This window comes from Pseudoduganella violaceinigra DSM 15887, assembly GCF_000425385.1.
Lineage (GTDB): Bacteria > Pseudomonadota > Gammaproteobacteria > Burkholderiales > Burkholderiaceae_D > Rugamonas > Rugamonas violaceinigra.
In genome coordinates, this window is the sequence record NZ_KE384359.1 from 270934 (window position 1) to 287214 (window position 16281).

The following is a 16281-nucleotide window of genomic DNA, read 5'->3' on the forward strand; positions in this document are numbered from 1 at the left end:
TTCGGCCGCCAGCAGGCTTGGCGGCTTGCCGCTACAATGGTGGCATGGAAATAGCCGCACCGGAACCGCAAGGCAAACGGGCCGCCTACCTGGGCGGGCTGGCCATCGCCATTGGCGGCGCCGTGCTGTTCTCCACCAAGGCCATCGTGGCCAAGCTGCTGTACCGCTACCAGCTGGACGCCGTCACGGCGGTCGCCTTCCGCATGCTGTTCTCGCTGCCGGTCTTCGCCGCCATCGCGCTGTGGAAGATGCGCACCGAGGCGCCTTTGCAGCGTGCCGACGCATGGCGCCTGGTCGGGCTTGGCCTGGTCGGCTACTACCTGTCTTCCTTCCTTGATTTCCTGGGCCTGCAATACGTCACGGTCGGCCTGGAACGGCTGATCCTGTTCCTGACCCCGACCTTTGTGCTGCTGGCTTCCGCGCTCTGGCTCAAGCAGCGTATCGGCCGCCAGCAATGGCTGTCGCTCTGTATCGCCTATGCCGGCATCGTGCTGGTGTTCTGCCACGACCTGCAGGGCGGCAGCGGCAATGTGGCCCTGGGTTCGCTGCTGGTGCTGGGCTCGGCCATGTCCTACGCCTTGTACCTGCTGGCTTCCGGCGAAATGGTCAAGCGCCTTGGCGCGCTGCGCCTGGTGTCGTACGCCATGTGCGTGTCGAGCGCCGCCTGCATCGGCCAGTTCTTCCTGCTGCGGCCCGCGGCGCTGCTGGTGCAGCCGATGCCGGTGTATGGACTGTCCCTGGTCAACGGCATCCTGTGCACCGTGATGCCGGTGTTCATGACCATGACCGCAGTGCAGCGCATCGGCGCCGGGGCCGCTTCGCAGGCGGCCATGATCGGTCCCGTTTCCACGCTGTTCCTTGGCGCCGTCATCCTGTCCGAACCCATTACCGGCTGGCAGCTGGCGGGAACGGCCCTGGTGCTGGCCGGTATATATTTGCTGTCGAACGTGAAAGGTGAAGTGAAATGACGCCCCGCATTGCCCTGATTGCCCACGACAAGAAAAAAGACGACATGATCGCGCTGGCCCGCGAGTACGCCGCCTTCCTGCGCACCTGCAAGCTGTGCGCGACCGGCACCACGGGCGGCCGCCTGATCGCGGAAGTGGGCCTGGTGGTGGAGCGCAAGCATTCCGGCCCGCTGGGCGGCGACCTGCAGATCGGCTCCATGCTGGTGGAGGGGCATATCGATGCCATCATCTTCTTGCGCGACCCGATGACGCCGCAGCCCCATGAACCGGATATCAACGCCCTGGTGCGCTCATGCGACGTGCACAACGTCGCCTGCGCCACCAACCTGGCGACCGCCCACCTGGTGCTGTCGCAATTGCAGGCCGCCGCGGCGGCACATGGAGAAGGAGCAGCATGATGGTCAAGGCGATTCGCATGTCCCGCACCGGCGGGCCGGAAGTGATGGAATACGTGGATGTCGAAGTGGGCGCGCCCGGTCCCGGCGAAGCGACGGTGCGGCATGCGGCCATCGGCCTGAATTTCATCGACGTGTATTTCCGTACGGGCCTCTACCCGCAGCCGCTGCCGGGCGGCCTGGGCCAGGAAGGCGCCGGCGTGGTGGAAGCGGTGGGCGAGGGCGTGAGCCATGTGCGCGTCGGCGACCGGGTGGCTTACGCCGGCCGTCCCAACGGCGCCTATGCGCAGGCGCGCACTATGCCGGCCAGCCTGCTGGTGAAACTGCCGGACGCGATCGGCAGCGACACCGCCGCCGCCATGATGCTGCAGGGGATGACGGTGCAATACCTGTTCCACAGCGCGGCACCGCTCAAGGCCGGCGATACCATCCTGTTCCATGCCGCTGCCGGCGGTGTGGGGCTGATCGCTTGCCAATGGGCGCGTGCGCTGGGCGTGAACCTGATCGGCACCGCCGGTTCCGACGAAAAGGCGGAGCTGGCGCTGCAGCACGGCGCGGCGCATGCCATCAACTACAACCGGGAAAATTTCACCGAGCGGGTACGCGACATCACCGGCGGCAAGGGAGTTTCCACCGTATTCGATTCGATCGGCAAGGATACCTTCATCGGCTCGCTCGACTGCCTGCGTCCGCGCGGCATGATGGTCAGTTTCGGTAATGCCTCCGGCCCGGTGGCCAATTTCTCGCTGGCCGAACTGGCCGCGCGCGGTTCGCTGTTCCTGACGCGGCCGGCGCTCGGCAACTATACGTCGACCCGTGCCGAACTTGATGCCTGCGCCCAGTCCCTGTTCGATGTGGTGGCGCGCGGCGACGTGAAAATCGATATCAACCAGCGCTATAATCTGGCCGATGTGGGACAGGCGCATGGCGACCTCGAGGCGCGCCGCACCACGGGTTCCACCATCCTTTTACCGTGAGCGATATGACCGACCAGAACCGCCCAGCCGAAGACGACGACGGCAACCCGAAATTTGGACGCCTGCTGATTGTCCTGTTGAGCGCCGTGGCGCTGATCGGTCTCATTACCTTTGCCAGCGAAGCCTATTACAGCTGATTGCGAGAAACTAGTTGGTGTCGAGTTTTCTTACACCAATCTGTTTTGATATACCAATAATAGTTATTGCTATTAGGAAATTCGATTCCGTTCAATGGTTTACAGCTGAGCTCACGGTTTGGGCATTATTCTTGCTTGGATTCTGCCAATACATTCGAATTCCAAGGAAGAACCATGAAATCTTCTGTGCTGAGCAAGTTATTGCAAGGCTTCGCGGCAGTATTGGTGCTGGCGGCGTCGGCCCAGGCGTCGCCGATCAACCTGGTCAAGAACGGCGGCTTTGAGACGACATCCCACGGCACCGGCCAGATCGGTTTCAATACCAGCGTGTCCGACTGGTCGTCGCCGGGCGGCTACAACTTTGTTTTTGCGCCGGGTACGGCCGACACCACCGGCGCCTGGACCTGGTTCAACGGCCCGAACGACCAGGCGTTGACCCTGTGGGGCGCGCATAACGGCGGCGCCCATGCGCTGGCCAGCAGCGCCAACGGCGGCAACTTTCTCGCCGCCGACGGCGCCTACGGCATCGTCCCGATCCAGCAAGCCATCAACCTGGTGGTCGGCGAAACTTACCTGCTGAAATTCGAATGGGCCGCTGCCCAGCAATGGGGCTTCCATGGCGACACCAGTGAGAAGTGGACCGTCAGCATCGACGGCAACACCTTTGAAACGGCTGCCTACGCCAACCAGAACCACGCTTCCAGCGGCTGGATGCAGGAAGCCTTCTCCTTCACCGCCAAGACGACCGGCGGCCTGCTGTCCTTCCTGGCGGCCGGCACGCCCGAAGGCCATCCGCCGTTTTCACTGCTGGACGGCGTGTCGCTGTTCTCGCTCGGCCAGCCCGACAATGACACGGTGGTGGTGCCCGAACCCGCCGGTCCGCTGATCATGCTGACCGGGCTGGTCCTGCTGGCCTTGGCGCTGCGCCGCCGCCCATCCTGAGCCGAAGCGGCCGCCTTGGCAGCCATCGCCGAACAGGTCCTGCGGCTGGTGCTCTGGCTGTGCCTGCTGTGCGCCATCTTCCTGCCCCTGGAGCGCCGTTTCGCGGTGCACCAGGAGGAAGCGGGGGAGCGGCAGCGCTGGCCGGACCTGTTCTATTACTTCGCCAATAGCCTGCTGCCGATGCTGTTGCTGGCCGTGCCCATGGCGCTGGCCGCGCAGCTGTCGCGCAGCATCGTGCCGGCCGCCGTGCCGACCACCCTGTCGGCATTGCCGCTGGCAGCGCGTCTGCTGCTGGCCTTGCTGGTCAGCGACCTGTGCGCTTACTGGGCGCACCGCCTGGCCCATCGCTGGCCGCTGCTGTGGCGTTTCCATGCGGTGCACCACAGCCCGACCCATGTCTATTTCCTGACCAATACCCGCGCCCATCCAGTCGACCTGCTGTTCGTGCGTTTTTGCGGCTTGCTGCCACTGTATGTGCTCGGCCTTGCCGGGCCCAGCGTGGCCGGTAGCGCTACCCCGGTGGCGGTGATCCTGCTGGGCTCAGTGTGGGGATTTTTCATCCATTCGAACATTCGCGTGCGCCTTGGTCCGCTGGAATGGCTGCTGTCGACGCCGGCCTTCCACCACTGGCACCATACGCGGCACGAGCATATCGACCGCAACTTCGCCGCCATGCTGCCGCTGCTGGACCGAATCTTTGGCACCTATTACCTGCCGCGCACCTGGCCTGCCGACTACGGTACCGATACGCCGGTGGCCAGCGACCTGGGCGGGCAACTGGCTGCGCCCTTCGCCCCGGCCGCGGCATCCACAGCGCTTGACCGGACCGAAAGCTGATTTGCTAGAATGGGCCATCGACCATGTTCGCCGACACGGCGGGGGCTTATCCGATGACAGTACGACGCTGCTTCATCCTGCAGGTTCTCGCGGTGCTTGCCGGGTGGTGGCTGTCCCTGTCCCTGTCGCTGGCCTTGGCTGCACCTGCGGCGCCGGCGGCGCAGGCTGAAGCGGCGTTCAGCCTGAGCCCCACCTCGGCCTTCCACAAAAAATCCCAGCGCGGCGATTGGATCGCCATGCGCGACCAGGTCGAATCGCGCCATCGCACGGTACTCAGTTCCCGCACGCTGACCATCCTGCTGTACCTGCTATGGGCCGTGATCGCGCTGGTGCTGCTGTACACGGTGCGGCACTACTACTTCACCTTCAACCGCCTGTTCGGCAAGCAGCGCCACCCTTATCTCGACGTCGACAGCGGCAACTGGCCGAGCGTGACGGTGCTGGTGGCCGCGCACAATGAACAGGCCGTGATTGCCGATTCCCTGCGCGCCCTGCTGGACGTGGACTACCCGCGCGAGCGCCTGCGCATCATGCCGGTCAACGACCGCTCGTCCGACGACACGCGCCGCATCATCGACGAGATTTCCGCCGCCAACCCGGGCCGCATCACGCCTTTCCACCGCAGCGAGGGCAAGCCGGGCAAGGCCGCCGCACTGAAGGACGCCACGGCGCTGGTCGAGAGCGACATCCTGATCGTGTTCGACGCCGACTATGTGCCCGGCCGCGGCCTGCTGCGCCAGCTGGTGGCGCCTTTCTTCGACCCGGAAATTGGCGCCGTCATGGGCCGTGTGGTGCCGCTCAATACCGGCAGCAACCTGCTGACCCGCCTGCTCGATATGGAGCGTTCCGGCGGCTATCAGGTCGACCAGCAGGCGCGCATGAACCTGTCGCTGGTGCCGCAGTATGGCGGTACCGTGGGCGGTGTACGGCGTAGCGCGCTGGAAGCGATCGGCGGCTGGCATGAGGATGCCCTGGCCGAGGATACCGACCTGACCTACCGCCTGCTGTTAAGCGGCTGGAAGACCGCCTACCAGAATCGCTCCGAATGCTATGAGGAAGTGCCGGAAACCTGGCCGGTGCGGGTACGCCAGATCATGCGCTGGTCGAAAGGCCACAACCAGGCCGCCTTCCGCTACGCGGGCGCGCTGCTGGCGAGCGATAAGGTATCGCTGCGCGAGAAGGTCGACGGCTTGCTGCTGCTGGGCGTATTCGCGATGTCGCCGATCCTGCTGGCCGGCTGGGCGCTGGCCATCATCCTGTTCTACGCCGATGCCAATCACTGGCTGACCGGGGTGCTGGCGCTGTTCTGCCTGATGTCCTACAGCGCGCTGGGCAATTTTGCCGCCTTCTTCGAGATCGGCGCCGCCGTCTACCTGGATGGCAGCCGTGAGCGCATCCGCCTGATGCCGCTCAATTACTTCGGCTTCCTGGTCAGCCTGCTCTCGATCACCATCGCCACCTTCAGGCAACTGGTGTTCGACTGGATCTTCAAGCGCAAGCTGGAATGGGACAAGACCGCGCGCTACCGGCGCCCGGAGCGCGAAGCATGAGCTGGATGCTGCTGTTCCTTGCCTGCCAGGCCTTGCTGTTCCTGCTGCCGCTGCTGCCGGCGCTGGCGGAATGGCGCGCCCGGCGCGATGCGCTGCCGCTGAAAGTCGTGCGCGAATACGACGGCAATATCAAGCATTTCGCGAACCGCTTCCGGCATTTCCTGAACGAGCAGTTTGCCGAACTGGCGCAATCGGCCGGCACGGCGGCGGTGGCGCGCAGCGGACGCCTGCCGACGGGCGACCGCTATCAGTTGGTGGCCGCCGGCGCCGGGCCGGTCATTACGGCGCAGGAGCGGGCGGCGCAGACCGTGGCCCACCTGGTGCTCGGCACCGGCGCCCTGGAACTGGACCAGGACCTGCTCTACGAGAAGGAAGTGTTTTCCGCCGGCGCGCTGCGCACCGGCAGCGGCAACTCCTTCCGGGCCTTGCTGGCGCGCGGCGACATTACGCTGGGCGAACAATGCGATGTGCTGCGCTGGGCGCACAGCGATACCCGCTTGACGGCCAGCAGGCATGCCCGCCTGTTCGGCCGCGTCTCGGCCAACCAGGAGCTGCTGCTGCACGGGGAAACCCGCTTCGGCCGCATGCACGCGCCGGCGATCCGCTTCGGCGACGCGCTGCCGGCGCCGCTGCCGCAGCCTGAGGCACGCCAGCCGCTGCGCCGCCCCGCAGCGCTGCTGGACGATGCGGCCGGACGGTGGCTGGCTGGCGGCGACCTGGAACTGCCGCCGGCCAGCATGCACCAGGGCAGCCTGGTGGCGCTAGGCGGCATGACGGTGGGGGCCCATGGGCTGGTGGAAGGCAGTATCAAATGCCATGGCGACCTGCGTGTGGGGGAGGGGAGCCGCATCGATGGCGCGCTGGTTTGCGGCGGCAATATGTTCATCGGCCGGGGATGCGTCATCCGCGGTCCGCTGGTGTGCGAGAAGACCATCGAAATCGAGGCCGGTACGGTGCTGGGTTCGCCGGCCGTCGAAACCACGGTGACGGCGCTGGAGATCCGCGTGCACGAAGGCACGCTGGCGCACGGCACGGTATGGGCGCGGGAACTTGGCTATGTGGTTCCCGCCGCCACCCACAGCTGAAAACAGGAGACCGCATTGGCCAACAATACCATCCTCCTCTGCATGGGCACCCGGCCCGAAATCATCAAGATGGCGCCGGTCTATTACGCGCTGAAGCAGGACGGGCTCGAGCCGCTGCTGCTGCACACCGGCCAGCACGAAGACATGGCCGACCCGATGTACAAATTCTTCAAGATCCTGCCCGATTACAGCCTGCCGCTGCAGCGCACATCGGATGCGCTGCACCACTTGTCGGCCATGCTGCTGGAAAAGCTGGGCGCGGCGTTCGAAGCCGTCAAGCCGGGCGCGGTGCTGGTGCATGGCGATACCGCCAGCGCCGCCATGGCTGCGCTGGCGGCGTTCTACCAGCACATTCGAGTGGGACACGTGGAAGCCGGCCTGCGCTCGCACAGCCGCTACAACCCTTTCCCGGAAGAGAAGAACCGCGAGCTGATAGGGCGGCTGGCCGACTGGCACTTCGCGCCGACGGGGAATGCGCGCCAGAACCTGCTGAACGAGAATATCGAGGACGAGCGCATCCACATGGTCGGCAATACGATTGTCGACGCGGTGCGCCTGGCCACCACCTCGCCCGACTTGCTGGACAACCCGGACGAATTGTCCGGCAGCCAGCTGCGCGGACTGCGCCACGTGCTGCCGGGACGCCGCCTGGTGTTCCTGACGGCGCACCGCCGGGAAAACCTAGGGCGGCCGCTGATGTCGATTTCGACCACTGTGCGCCAGCTGCTGCTGGCCGACGAAGACCTGGTGATTGTCTGGCCGGTGCACAGCAATCCCAGGATCCGCGCCACGGTGGACGAAGTGTTCACCGACCTGCCGGATGAAATCGCGGAACGCATCTTCCTGACCAAGCCCCTGAACTACTCGACCACGCTGCAGCTGCTGCGCCAGTCCTGGCTGGTGCTGACCGATTCCGGCGGCATCCAGGAGGAAGCGGCCTGCCTGCAGGTGCCGGTGCTGGTGCTGCGCGAAACGACGGAGCGGCCGGAGCTGGTGGCCAGCGGCGGCGGGCGCCTGATTGGCACCGAGGGCGCCGCCATTGTCGGCGCGGTCGATGAATTGCGCGGCAACGACAGGGCGTATGCGGCGATGCGCAACGCCCCTAATCCATTTGGCGACGGCTTTGCGGCCGAACGCATCAAGGACATTCTGATACGGAGCATGAATGACTCATAAGTTTTCCACGCATTCGTCCTGGCTGGCGATGCTGCTGGCCATGGCGGCAGGCGGCGCCGCAGCGCAGGGCGGATCCAGCGGCACGGTTGAAGCGGGCCTGCTGCACCACAGCCTGTCCGACGGCTACGGCAACTGGAACCAGCAATTCGTGCGCGGAACGCTGCGCACTTCCGACGCCACCGTGTGGAATGCGGACCTGGTCAATGCCAGGCAGTTCGGCGCGCACGGCACGCTGGTGGTGGGCGGCGTCTCGCATGTGTTCAATGAAGACTGGTACGGCAGCCTGGCGGCCAGCTCCGGCAGCGGCTTTTTCTACCCGCAGGGAAGGGGCGACGCGGTGATCAACCGCAAACTGGGCGCCGAACGCAATGTGATCGCCACGCTCGGACTGACGGCAGTCAACGCGCGCGACGGCCACCGCGACCGCAGCCTGTTGCTTGGCTTGTCATGGTACCTGCCCAATGCACTGGTGCTGCAAGGCGGCACCCGCATCAACCGCAGCAATCCGGGCGGCGTCATGGCCAACTCCAAATACGTGGCCATGACCTGGGGCTACGATAAGCAGCAGTACCTCTCGCTGCGCTACGATACGGGCGAGGAGGCCTACCAGTATATCGGCGCCGGAACGGCCGACCTGCTGGTCAACTTCCGCAGCAATGTGTTCAGCGGCACCTGGCGCAAATGGCTGGCCCCGGATTACGGCTTCCAGCTGCGCGCCGAGGCTTATCACAACCCGTTCTACAACCGCCGCGGCCTGGAAGCGGCCCTGTTCAAGGAATTCTGAGCTTGAAGCAACTGCATACCTGGCAGCGCAAGATCGACGACCTGCGCTTCCGCGGCTTCGGCGGCAGCGCGATTCAGATGCACCGTTCGATGTACCAGATCAAGCTAAGCCGCAGCAACCTGCTTGGCTCGCTGGCGCTGCCGATCGTGTTCACTGCCGTGCTGCTTTGCCTGCTGTCGCCGATCCTTGCGCTGTGGCGCGGCATCTTCGAGTTCTGGCTGCCGCGCATTGCGCCCGTGGGTAGCGTGGGCGTGCGCCAGATCGACCTGGGCGCCTACTACCTTGATCTGCCATACCCTTTGCTCCCGGCCGGCGAACCTGGAAACCAGCTGTGGTGGATCACACTGGCAGCCAGCGTGCTGGCCTTGCTGGCCAGCTTCGCCGTATCGCGCGACCGCTTCCTGCCCTTGCAGTACATCCTGCGCGCCTGCCTGCTGGTGCAGGCCACCGCGCTGCTGTTCTTCCACTTCTTTCCGGGCGAATTCCCTTACGATGCGGGGCGCTATATCGGCGATGCGCTGACCATGGCCCTGATCTTCCTGTTCATGATGCCGTGGGGCCTGGGTGCGACGTATTACGTCTTCGGATTCGCTTTGTGGCGCAAGGTTGGATTGACTGTCTGTATACTGGCCTATTTCATCCTGGCCTTTCCCATGCAATACCTGCTGCACGCTTACGTGCTTCACCATATGACGCTGTTGTTCCTGCCTTTGCTATATCTGGTGTTCGGCATCTTCATGGATGTGATGATGTTCGTCGCCTTGTATTCCTGGGGCATGAGCTGGGGGCGGCCGGATGCGCGCGCGTAGGCCGGCCATGCGTATGGCGATTTCAATGCTCCTCCTCCTGCTTGTGGTCTACACCGCGGCATGTGCCCTGGTGTTTTTCCGCCAGCGCAGCATGCTCTATTTCCCGCAGGCGTTTGAAGGCGGCAGGGTGCTCGATCTGGGCGGCGGTGCGCGCGTTGGCGCCACCGTTGACGAGCGTCCCGGACCCGCCGCCGTGATCTATTTTGGCGGCAACGCGGAGGCGGTCGGATACAGCCTGCCGGAATTGCAAGCCGTGTTTCCCGGCCAGTCGCTGTACCTGATGCACTACCGCGGCTACGGCGCCACACCGGGCGAGCCGACCGAGGAGGGCTTGTCCGCCGACGCGCTGGCCCTGTATGAGTATGTGCGCGCGCGGCACCCGCAGGTAACGCTGGTCGGGCGCAGCCTTGGCAGCGGCGTCGCCACGCGCCTGGCGAGTTTGCGTCCGGCCGACCGGCTGGTGCTGGTCACGCCTTACGACAGCATGGGCGAGGTGGCCTCGCATCACTTCCGCTGGCTGCCGGTGCGCCTGCTGCTGCGCGACCGGTATGACTCCGCCGCTTATGCGCCGCGGATCAATGCCCCCACCACCATCCTGGCCGCCGAGCGCGACGAGGTGATTCCGCGTACCAGCAGCGAGGCGCTGTATCGCAGCTTCCGTTCAGGAGTTGCCACCTTCCATCTTGTGCCCGGCGTCGGCCACAACGACATTTCCCTGCGCGCCCTGAAAACAGATTGACCTTTCGGCCAGGGCTATGGTCACTGAAACGCAGCGAGCTTGGCGCGGATGGCGGGGCCCACCGAAAGCTGCGGGTTGGAGTAGCCGTCATCCTTGCCCGCTTCGATTTCGCGCTTGCGTATCACTTCACGGGCCGCTGCATGGGCTTCCTCGAAGGAGCGGGTGTGGCTGCGCAGCTGCTCGTCGAACATGGCGCGGCCGAAGTAAGTCAATTCGGACTTGTAGCCGCAGCCATATGAAGTATGGTTGGCATCGGCCGCCGTCAGCACCATGGTCGCATCGTCTTTCAGGGCCGGGATCCAGCTGCCGGAATAGCAGGCCGATACCGCAATCACCCGGTGTTTGATGCCCGCATCGTCCAGGAATTTGCGCAGCATGGCCGGCGTCAGCTCGGTCAATTCGAACGGCCAGAAGTCGGCCGCCAACCGCCCTTCGCGCGCTCCGTGCGAGGTAAGGTAGACGAACAGCACGTCTTCGTCCTTGTCCATGGTGCGCGCCACGCTGCGGATCGCACGCCGCAGGTTCAGCGTGGTGGCCCAGGGGAGCTTGTCGGCGGTTTTGACGTGGTTCACAAACTGCACGGTACGGCCGCCGGTGTCGAAACGCGCGGACATCACGTCGGCCACCATCTGGCTTTCGCGCCGGAACACTTCGTCGCCATAGGGGGCGAAGGTCAGCGCATACATGTCGACTTTGCCCGGCCGCTGCGGCGCCAACGCCGCCAATTGGCGCGACAGCAGCGCCGGCTGCGCCTCCATCATTTCCGCCGTCAGTTTCAGGTACCGCTCCGGCGCGTCCTCGTTATCGGCCGAATCCTTTTCTGGATACCAGAAGTCCGGGTGCCGTGCCGACACCCCCAGCGCCACCACCCCCGCCATCATGACGGCCGTCACTGCCAGTGGCCAGCGCCTGCCCCGTCCAGCACGCGCCAGCAGGGTCAGTTGCGACAGCACGAACAAGGTGACCGGGATACCCCATAAGATCCAGGCACCCCATGGTCCCAGGTAGCGCGTCGACCACTTATCGGCCTTGCCGGCCCACATGCTGAACAGGAACAGGTTGAGCAACAGGTTCAGCCAGACGGTCTGCGACAGCAGCATGGTCACCAGGGCCGCCAGGTCGGGCGCCGCGCCCGGACGCCCGCTCGGCCCCGTGCCGCGTACCAGCAAGGCGTAGAACGGAAGCAGGGCGAAAGGCAGCCAGCCATATGCTATGGCTTGCCAGTAGAACTGGGCCGGGCCCTGGACATACAGGCGCTGGAAAATGACCGTTTGGGACAGCACCAGCAGCACCAGCGTCAGAACCAGGTTGGCGTCCGTATGCGCAAGGCCGTCCCAGCGCGGAGAACGGAAAAAGGCGGTGGATGCGCCTGCGCGCAGCCACCGCCAGAGATCGCGGCCGTTGTTATTGAAGTTCAAGATCTACGCGCTTTGCCTTTCCGCTTTCGCCCGGGAAGCCCGTGAAAGCGCTTTGTACCAGCGCCGGCATCACCATCGGCGTCGATTGCTTGCGGCTGGTGTTTTGTACCGTTACATCGAACAGTTTCTTGCCCTGCAGGTTGTTGATGGTCACATGCAGGTTGCGGTCATAGTTGTGCTGGATGGTTTCGCGGAATTCCATCGGGCCCCACATCCACGGATCGTAGTAGGGGCGGTGGAAACCGTAGTAGCCATAGTAGCGGTAAGGGTAGTAGCCCCAGCGCGGATAGTAGCCCCACGGGCCCGGGCCATACATCCAGGGATCGGTCGCGGTCAGGACCTTGACCGGGCGGTCGACGGTGCTGAACTGCATACCGACGCGCAGTTTGGCGTCCCGAGCGCTGGCAGCCTGGGTGAAGCCCAGCTTGGCCAGTTCGCCGCCCACCAGGTTCTGGTAGCTGCGGAATTCCAGAGTATCTTCGCCGGGTGACGGCGTTTCGAAGGTATACGATTTGTCCTGCAGGTCGCTCGGCCACTCGTGGAAGACCGTGACGTTACTGCGCAGGGTCGTGGCACAGCCGCTCAGCAACAGACCGGTGGCCGCCACCAAAATGGCTAGGGCTCTCATGGCAAAACTCCTGTTTCTACGTAGATGTCAGTTTAATCCGGCAACATGCCTTTCACCTAATTATTACAGAATGTTACCCACGGCGGGCTACCGGAAAAGAATCGGGCGTACCCGGTGCGCGGTATTGGTAAAATAGCCTTCTTTGTCTCCGCTCGCCCAAACCATGCGTACCGACAGCCCGCAAACGATTTACCGCAAGGATTACACCCCGCCCAGCTACCTGGTGGATACCGTGGAACTGGGCTTTGACCTCGATCCCGACTGCACCATCGTCGCCAACCGCGTTCAACTGCGCCATAATCCGGCCAGCAAGAGCCGCGATCTGGTGCTGCACGGCGAGGCGATCGAGCTGGTGGCCCTGCGCATGAACGGTGAAGCGCTGAATCCGGGCCAATATATTATTGGCAACAATACCCTGACCATCCGCAATGCTCCGGCCGATGTGCTGCTGGAAATCGAAACCACTTGCGCCCCGGTCGAGAACACCACGCTTTCCGGCCTGTACACCTCGGGCAGCGGTTTCTACACCCAGTGCGAGGCCGAGGGCTTCCGCCGCATCACCTATTTCCCCGACCGCCCCGATGTGATGGCGCGCTATACCGTGATGCTGCGCGCGGACAAGCAGCAATACCCGGTACTGCTCTCCAACGGCAACCTGCTGGAAGAGGGCGACCTGGACGACGGCCGCCATTACGCCAAGTGGGAAGACCCGTTCAAGAAACCGTCCTACCTGTTTGCCCTGGTGGCCGCGCGCCTGGTATGCCAGGAAGAGAAATACACGCTGAAGTCCGGCCGCGAAGTGCTGCTGCAGGTGTGGGTGGAGGAGGGCAACCTCGATAAGACCGACTACGCCATGCAGTCGCTGAAGAATTCCATCCGCTGGGACGAAGAGCGCTGGGGCCTGGAACTGGACCTGGACCGCTTCATGATCGTCGCGGTGAGCGACTTCAATATGGGCGCGATGGAGAACAAGGGCCTGAACATCTTCAACACCAAGTTCGTCCTGGCCAACTCGCGCACCGCGACCGATATCGACTACTCCGGCATCGAAGCCGTGGTGGGCCACGAGTACTTCCATAATTGGACCGGCAACCGCGTCACTTGCCGCGACTGGTTCCAGTTGTCGCTGAAGGAAGGCCTGACCGTCTTCCGCGACCAGGAATTCAGCTCCGACATGATCGGCACCGACAGCGGCCGCGCCGTGACGCGGATCGACCAGGTACGCACGCTGCGCCAGGCCCAGTTCCCGGAAGACGCGGGCCCGATGGCGCACCCGGTGCGTCCCGATTCCTTCGTCGAGATCAACAACTTCTACACGGTGACCGTGTACGAAAAAGGCGCCGAAGTGGTGCGCATGTACCAGACCTTGCTGGGCCGCGAAGGCTTCCGCAAGGGCATGGACCTGTACTTCGAACGGCATGACGGCCAAGCCGTGCAATGCGACGATTTCCGCGCCGCGATGGCGGACGCCAATCAGCGCGACCTGAAACAGTTCGAGCGCTGGTACAGCCAGGCAGGCACACCGGTGCTCAGCGCAAGCGGCCGTCATGACGGCGCCAAACAGGTGTATGAATTGACGCTGCGCCAGTCCTGTCCCGCAACGCCGGGCCAGGCCGAGAAGCAGCCATTCCACATTCCGGTCGCGGTGGGCCTGCTGGACCGACACGGCAAGGACCTTATCCCGACCAGGGTGCTGGAGCTGACCAAGGCCGAACAGACCTTCCGCTTCGAGGGCGTGGCCGAAGCGCCGGTACCATCGATCCTGCGCGACTTCTCCGCGCCGGTGGTGCTGGAATATCCGTACACCGACGACGAACTGCTGCACCTGTTCCGCTACGACAGCGACGCGGTCAACCGCTGGGAAGCCGGCCAGCGCCTGGCCATGGAGCGCCTGCTGTCGCTGGCCAAGGCCGTGCTGGACAACAAGCCGCTCAAGCTGGACGACACCTATATCGGCGCACTGCGCGCCGTGCTGGCGGATAAGGAACTGGATGCCGCCTTCCGCGAGCAGTGCCTGATCCTGCCGTCGGAAACCATCATCGCGGAACGGATGGAAGTGGTGCATCCGCAAGCCATCCACAGTGCGCGCCAATTCATGCGCCACGCCATCGGTGAAGCGCTGCGCGCCGAACTGCTGCAGGTATATGCCGACAATGCCACCCCGGGCGCCTACAGCCCCGACGCCGTCTCGGCCGGCAAGCGCGGCCTGAAAAACGTGGCACTGGCCTACCTGCTGGTGCAGCCGAACGCCGAAGCGGTCAAGCTGGCCAGCGAGCAGTTCGCCGCCGCCAGCAATATGACCGACCTTGCCGCCGCGCTGTCCGCCCTGATCCACAGCGGCGCCGACGCCGGCAAGCAGCTCGATGCCTTCTACAAGGACTTCAAGGGCGAAGCGCTGGTGGTCGACAAATGGTTCGCCATGCAGGGTGCGGCGCCGCACACCAATGTGGCTAAGGTGCGCGAGCTGATGAAGCATCCAGCCTTCACACTGAAAAACCCGAACCGCGCGCGCAGCCTGCTGTTCAGCTTCTGCAACCAGAACCCATCGCAATTCCACGCCGCCGACGGCAGCGCCTACGAATTCTGGGCCGAGCACGTGATCAAGCTCGACGCCCTGAACCCCCAAGTGGCCGCCCGCCTGGCGCGCAGCATGGACCGCTGGCGCCGTTACGCGCCGGCGCTGCAAGTCCATATGCGCCACGCGCTGGAAAAAGTCGCCGCAGCCACCAAGCTGTCGAACGACGTCATGGAAGTGGTGAGCAAGGCGCTCGCAAACTAATTAAGCACAAACCTAGGGAAACAATGAAACGTATCAGCCTGACCCAATACCTCGTTGAAGAACAACGCCAGCACCACAGCATCCCAGCCGAACTGCGCCTCCTGATCGAGGTGGTCGGCCGCGCCTGCAAAACCATTTCGCACAGCGTCGGCAAGGGCGCCCTGGGCGAGGTGCTGGGCGCGCTGGAAAGCGAAAACGTGCAGGGCGAAGTCCAGAAGAAGCTGGACGTGATCTCCAATGAAATCCTGCTGGAAGCGAATGAATGGGGCGGCCACCTGGCGGCGATGGCGTCGGAAGAGATGGAAGACATCCATCCGATCCCTAACCGCTACCCGAAAGGCGAATACCTGCTGGTGTTCGACCCGCTGGACGGCTCCTCCAACATCGACGTCAACGTCTCGATCGGCACCATCTTCTCCGTGCTGAAGGCGCCGGACGGCATGACCGAACCTACCGAGCAGGACTTCCTGCAGCCAGGCGCCAAGCAAGTGGCTGCCGGCTACGCGGTGTACGGCCCGCAGACCCTGCTGGTGCTGACCACCGGTAACGGCGTGAACTGCTTCACCCTGGACCGCGAGATGGGTTCGTGGGTGCTGACCCAGCGCAATATGCAAATTCCTGCCAAGACCAAGGAATTCGCGATCAACGCCTCCAACCAGCGCCACTGGCACGCGCCGGTGCAGCGTTACATCGGCGAACTGCTGGCCGGCTCCACCGGCCCGCGCGGCACCGACTTCAATATGCGCTGGATCGCTTCCATGGTGGCCGATGTGCACCGCATCCTGAACCGCGGCGGCATCTTCATGTACCCGGCCGACAATAAGGACCCAAGCAAGCCAGGCCGTCTGCGCCTGATGTACGAAGCGAACCCGATGGCTTTCATCGTCGAGCAGGCGGGCGGCATGGCCACCGACGGCAAGAAGCGCATCCTCGACATCCAGCCTGAGAAGCTGCACCAGCGTGTGCCGGTCTTCCTGGGGTCGCGCGACGAAGTGGCCCTGGTGACGAGCTATCACCAGGCCGGCGTGTAATTTTTGCAATAATAGCGCTCTGCTAC

General features: G+C 64.2%; 16 protein-coding genes. 14 read left to right on the plus strand and 2 right to left on the minus strand.

Annotation, left to right across the window (positions count from 1 at the left end):
- Positions 1 to 44 precede the first annotated feature (44 nt).
- The 12 genes from H597_RS0126185 to H597_RS0126240 all read left to right on the plus strand — a co-directional run bounded on the left by H597_RS0126185 (position 45) and on the right by H597_RS0126240 (position 10399).
- A complete protein-coding gene (locus tag H597_RS0126185; protein WP_028104719.1) occupies positions 45 to 968 on the plus strand; it encodes a DMT family transporter in 924 nt (307 codons plus the stop codon).
- The gene (locus tag H597_RS0126190) at positions 965 to 1366 is read left to right on the plus strand and encodes a methylglyoxal synthase (protein WP_028104720.1); all 402 of its coding nucleotides are present in this window, start codon (positions 965 to 967) and stop codon (positions 1364 to 1366) included. The genes H597_RS0126185 and H597_RS0126190 overlap by 4 nt, the downstream gene beginning before the upstream one ends.
- Entirely contained in the window at positions 1366 to 2340 is a 975-nt protein-coding gene (locus tag H597_RS0126195) for a quinone oxidoreductase family protein (protein ID WP_028104721.1), read from the plus strand. Before H597_RS0126190 ends, H597_RS0126195 begins: the two co-directional genes overlap by 1 nt.
- A gap of 5 nt (positions 2341 to 2345) precedes the next feature.
- The gene (locus H597_RS36155) at positions 2346 to 2477 is read left to right on the plus strand and encodes a hypothetical protein (protein WP_267871895.1); all 132 of its coding nucleotides are present in this window, start codon (positions 2346 to 2348) and stop codon (positions 2475 to 2477) included.
- Between the two features lie 174 nt (positions 2478 to 2651).
- The gene (locus H597_RS0126205; RefSeq protein ID WP_028104722.1) at positions 2652 to 3419 is read left to right on the plus strand and encodes a carbohydrate binding domain-containing protein; all 768 of its coding nucleotides are present in this window, start codon (positions 2652 to 2654) and stop codon (positions 3417 to 3419) included.
- Between the two features lie 15 nt (positions 3420 to 3434).
- On the plus strand, positions 3435 to 4256 hold the full coding sequence (locus H597_RS32560; protein WP_211232086.1) for a sterol desaturase family protein: 822 nt from the start codon (positions 3435 to 3437) through the stop codon (positions 4254 to 4256).
- Between the two features lie 236 nt (positions 4257 to 4492).
- Positions 4493 to 5806, plus strand: coding sequence for a glycosyltransferase family 2 protein (locus H597_RS32565; RefSeq protein WP_083941304.1), 1314 nt, complete (start codon positions 4493 to 4495; stop codon positions 5804 to 5806).
- Entirely contained in the window at positions 5803 to 6891 is a 1089-nt protein-coding gene (locus H597_RS0126220) for a bactofilin family protein (protein ID WP_028104723.1), read from the plus strand. The genes H597_RS32565 and H597_RS0126220 overlap by 4 nt, the downstream gene beginning before the upstream one ends.
- Positions 6892 to 6906: 15 nt before the next feature.
- A complete protein-coding gene (gene wecB / locus H597_RS0126225) occupies positions 6907 to 8067 on the plus strand; it encodes a non-hydrolyzing UDP-N-acetylglucosamine 2-epimerase (protein ID WP_028104724.1) in 1161 nt (386 codons plus the stop codon).
- Positions 8057 to 8851: a YaiO family outer membrane beta-barrel protein gene (locus H597_RS0126230; RefSeq protein ID WP_051294118.1), complete on the plus strand. Its 795-nt coding sequence runs from the start codon at positions 8057 to 8059 to the stop codon at positions 8849 to 8851. Before wecB ends, H597_RS0126230 begins: the two co-directional genes overlap by 11 nt.
- A gap of 2 nt (positions 8852 to 8853) precedes the next feature.
- Positions 8854 to 9660 (plus strand): hypothetical protein, encoded by an 807-nt coding sequence (locus H597_RS32570; protein ID WP_051294119.1) that lies wholly within the window; start codon positions 8854 to 8856, stop codon positions 9658 to 9660.
- Positions 9661 to 9685: 25 nt separating this feature from the next.
- A complete protein-coding gene (locus H597_RS0126240; RefSeq protein WP_211232087.1) occupies positions 9686 to 10399 on the plus strand; it encodes an alpha/beta hydrolase in 714 nt (237 codons plus the stop codon).
- Between the two features lie 20 nt (positions 10400 to 10419).
- Here the strand turns inward: H597_RS0126240 and H597_RS32575 are convergent, their stop codons facing one another.
- Together H597_RS32575 and H597_RS0126250 are read right to left on the minus strand one after the other, a co-directional pair.
- Positions 10420 to 11817 (minus strand): C13 family peptidase, encoded by a 1398-nt coding sequence (locus H597_RS32575; RefSeq protein WP_051294120.1) that lies wholly within the window; start codon positions 11815 to 11817, stop codon positions 10420 to 10422.
- Positions 11804 to 12445 carry a DUF4136 domain-containing protein gene (locus H597_RS0126250; RefSeq protein ID WP_028104727.1) on the minus strand — a complete coding sequence of 214 codons (642 nt, stop codon included), beginning with the start codon at positions 12443 to 12445 and terminating at the stop codon, positions 11804 to 11806. The genes H597_RS32575 and H597_RS0126250 overlap by 14 nt, the downstream gene beginning before the upstream one ends.
- 163 nt (positions 12446 to 12608) lie before the next feature.
- Between H597_RS0126250 and pepN the strand changes: the two genes are divergently transcribed.
- Together pepN and H597_RS0126260 are read left to right on the plus strand one after the other, a co-directional pair.
- On the plus strand, positions 12609 to 15224 hold the full coding sequence (gene pepN / locus H597_RS0126255) for an aminopeptidase N (RefSeq protein ID WP_028104728.1): 2616 nt from the start codon (positions 12609 to 12611) through the stop codon (positions 15222 to 15224).
- A gap of 23 nt (positions 15225 to 15247) precedes the next feature.
- Entirely contained in the window at positions 15248 to 16255 is a 1008-nt protein-coding gene (locus H597_RS0126260) for a class 1 fructose-bisphosphatase (RefSeq protein WP_028104729.1), read from the plus strand.
- Positions 16256 to 16281: the final 26 nt, after the last annotated feature.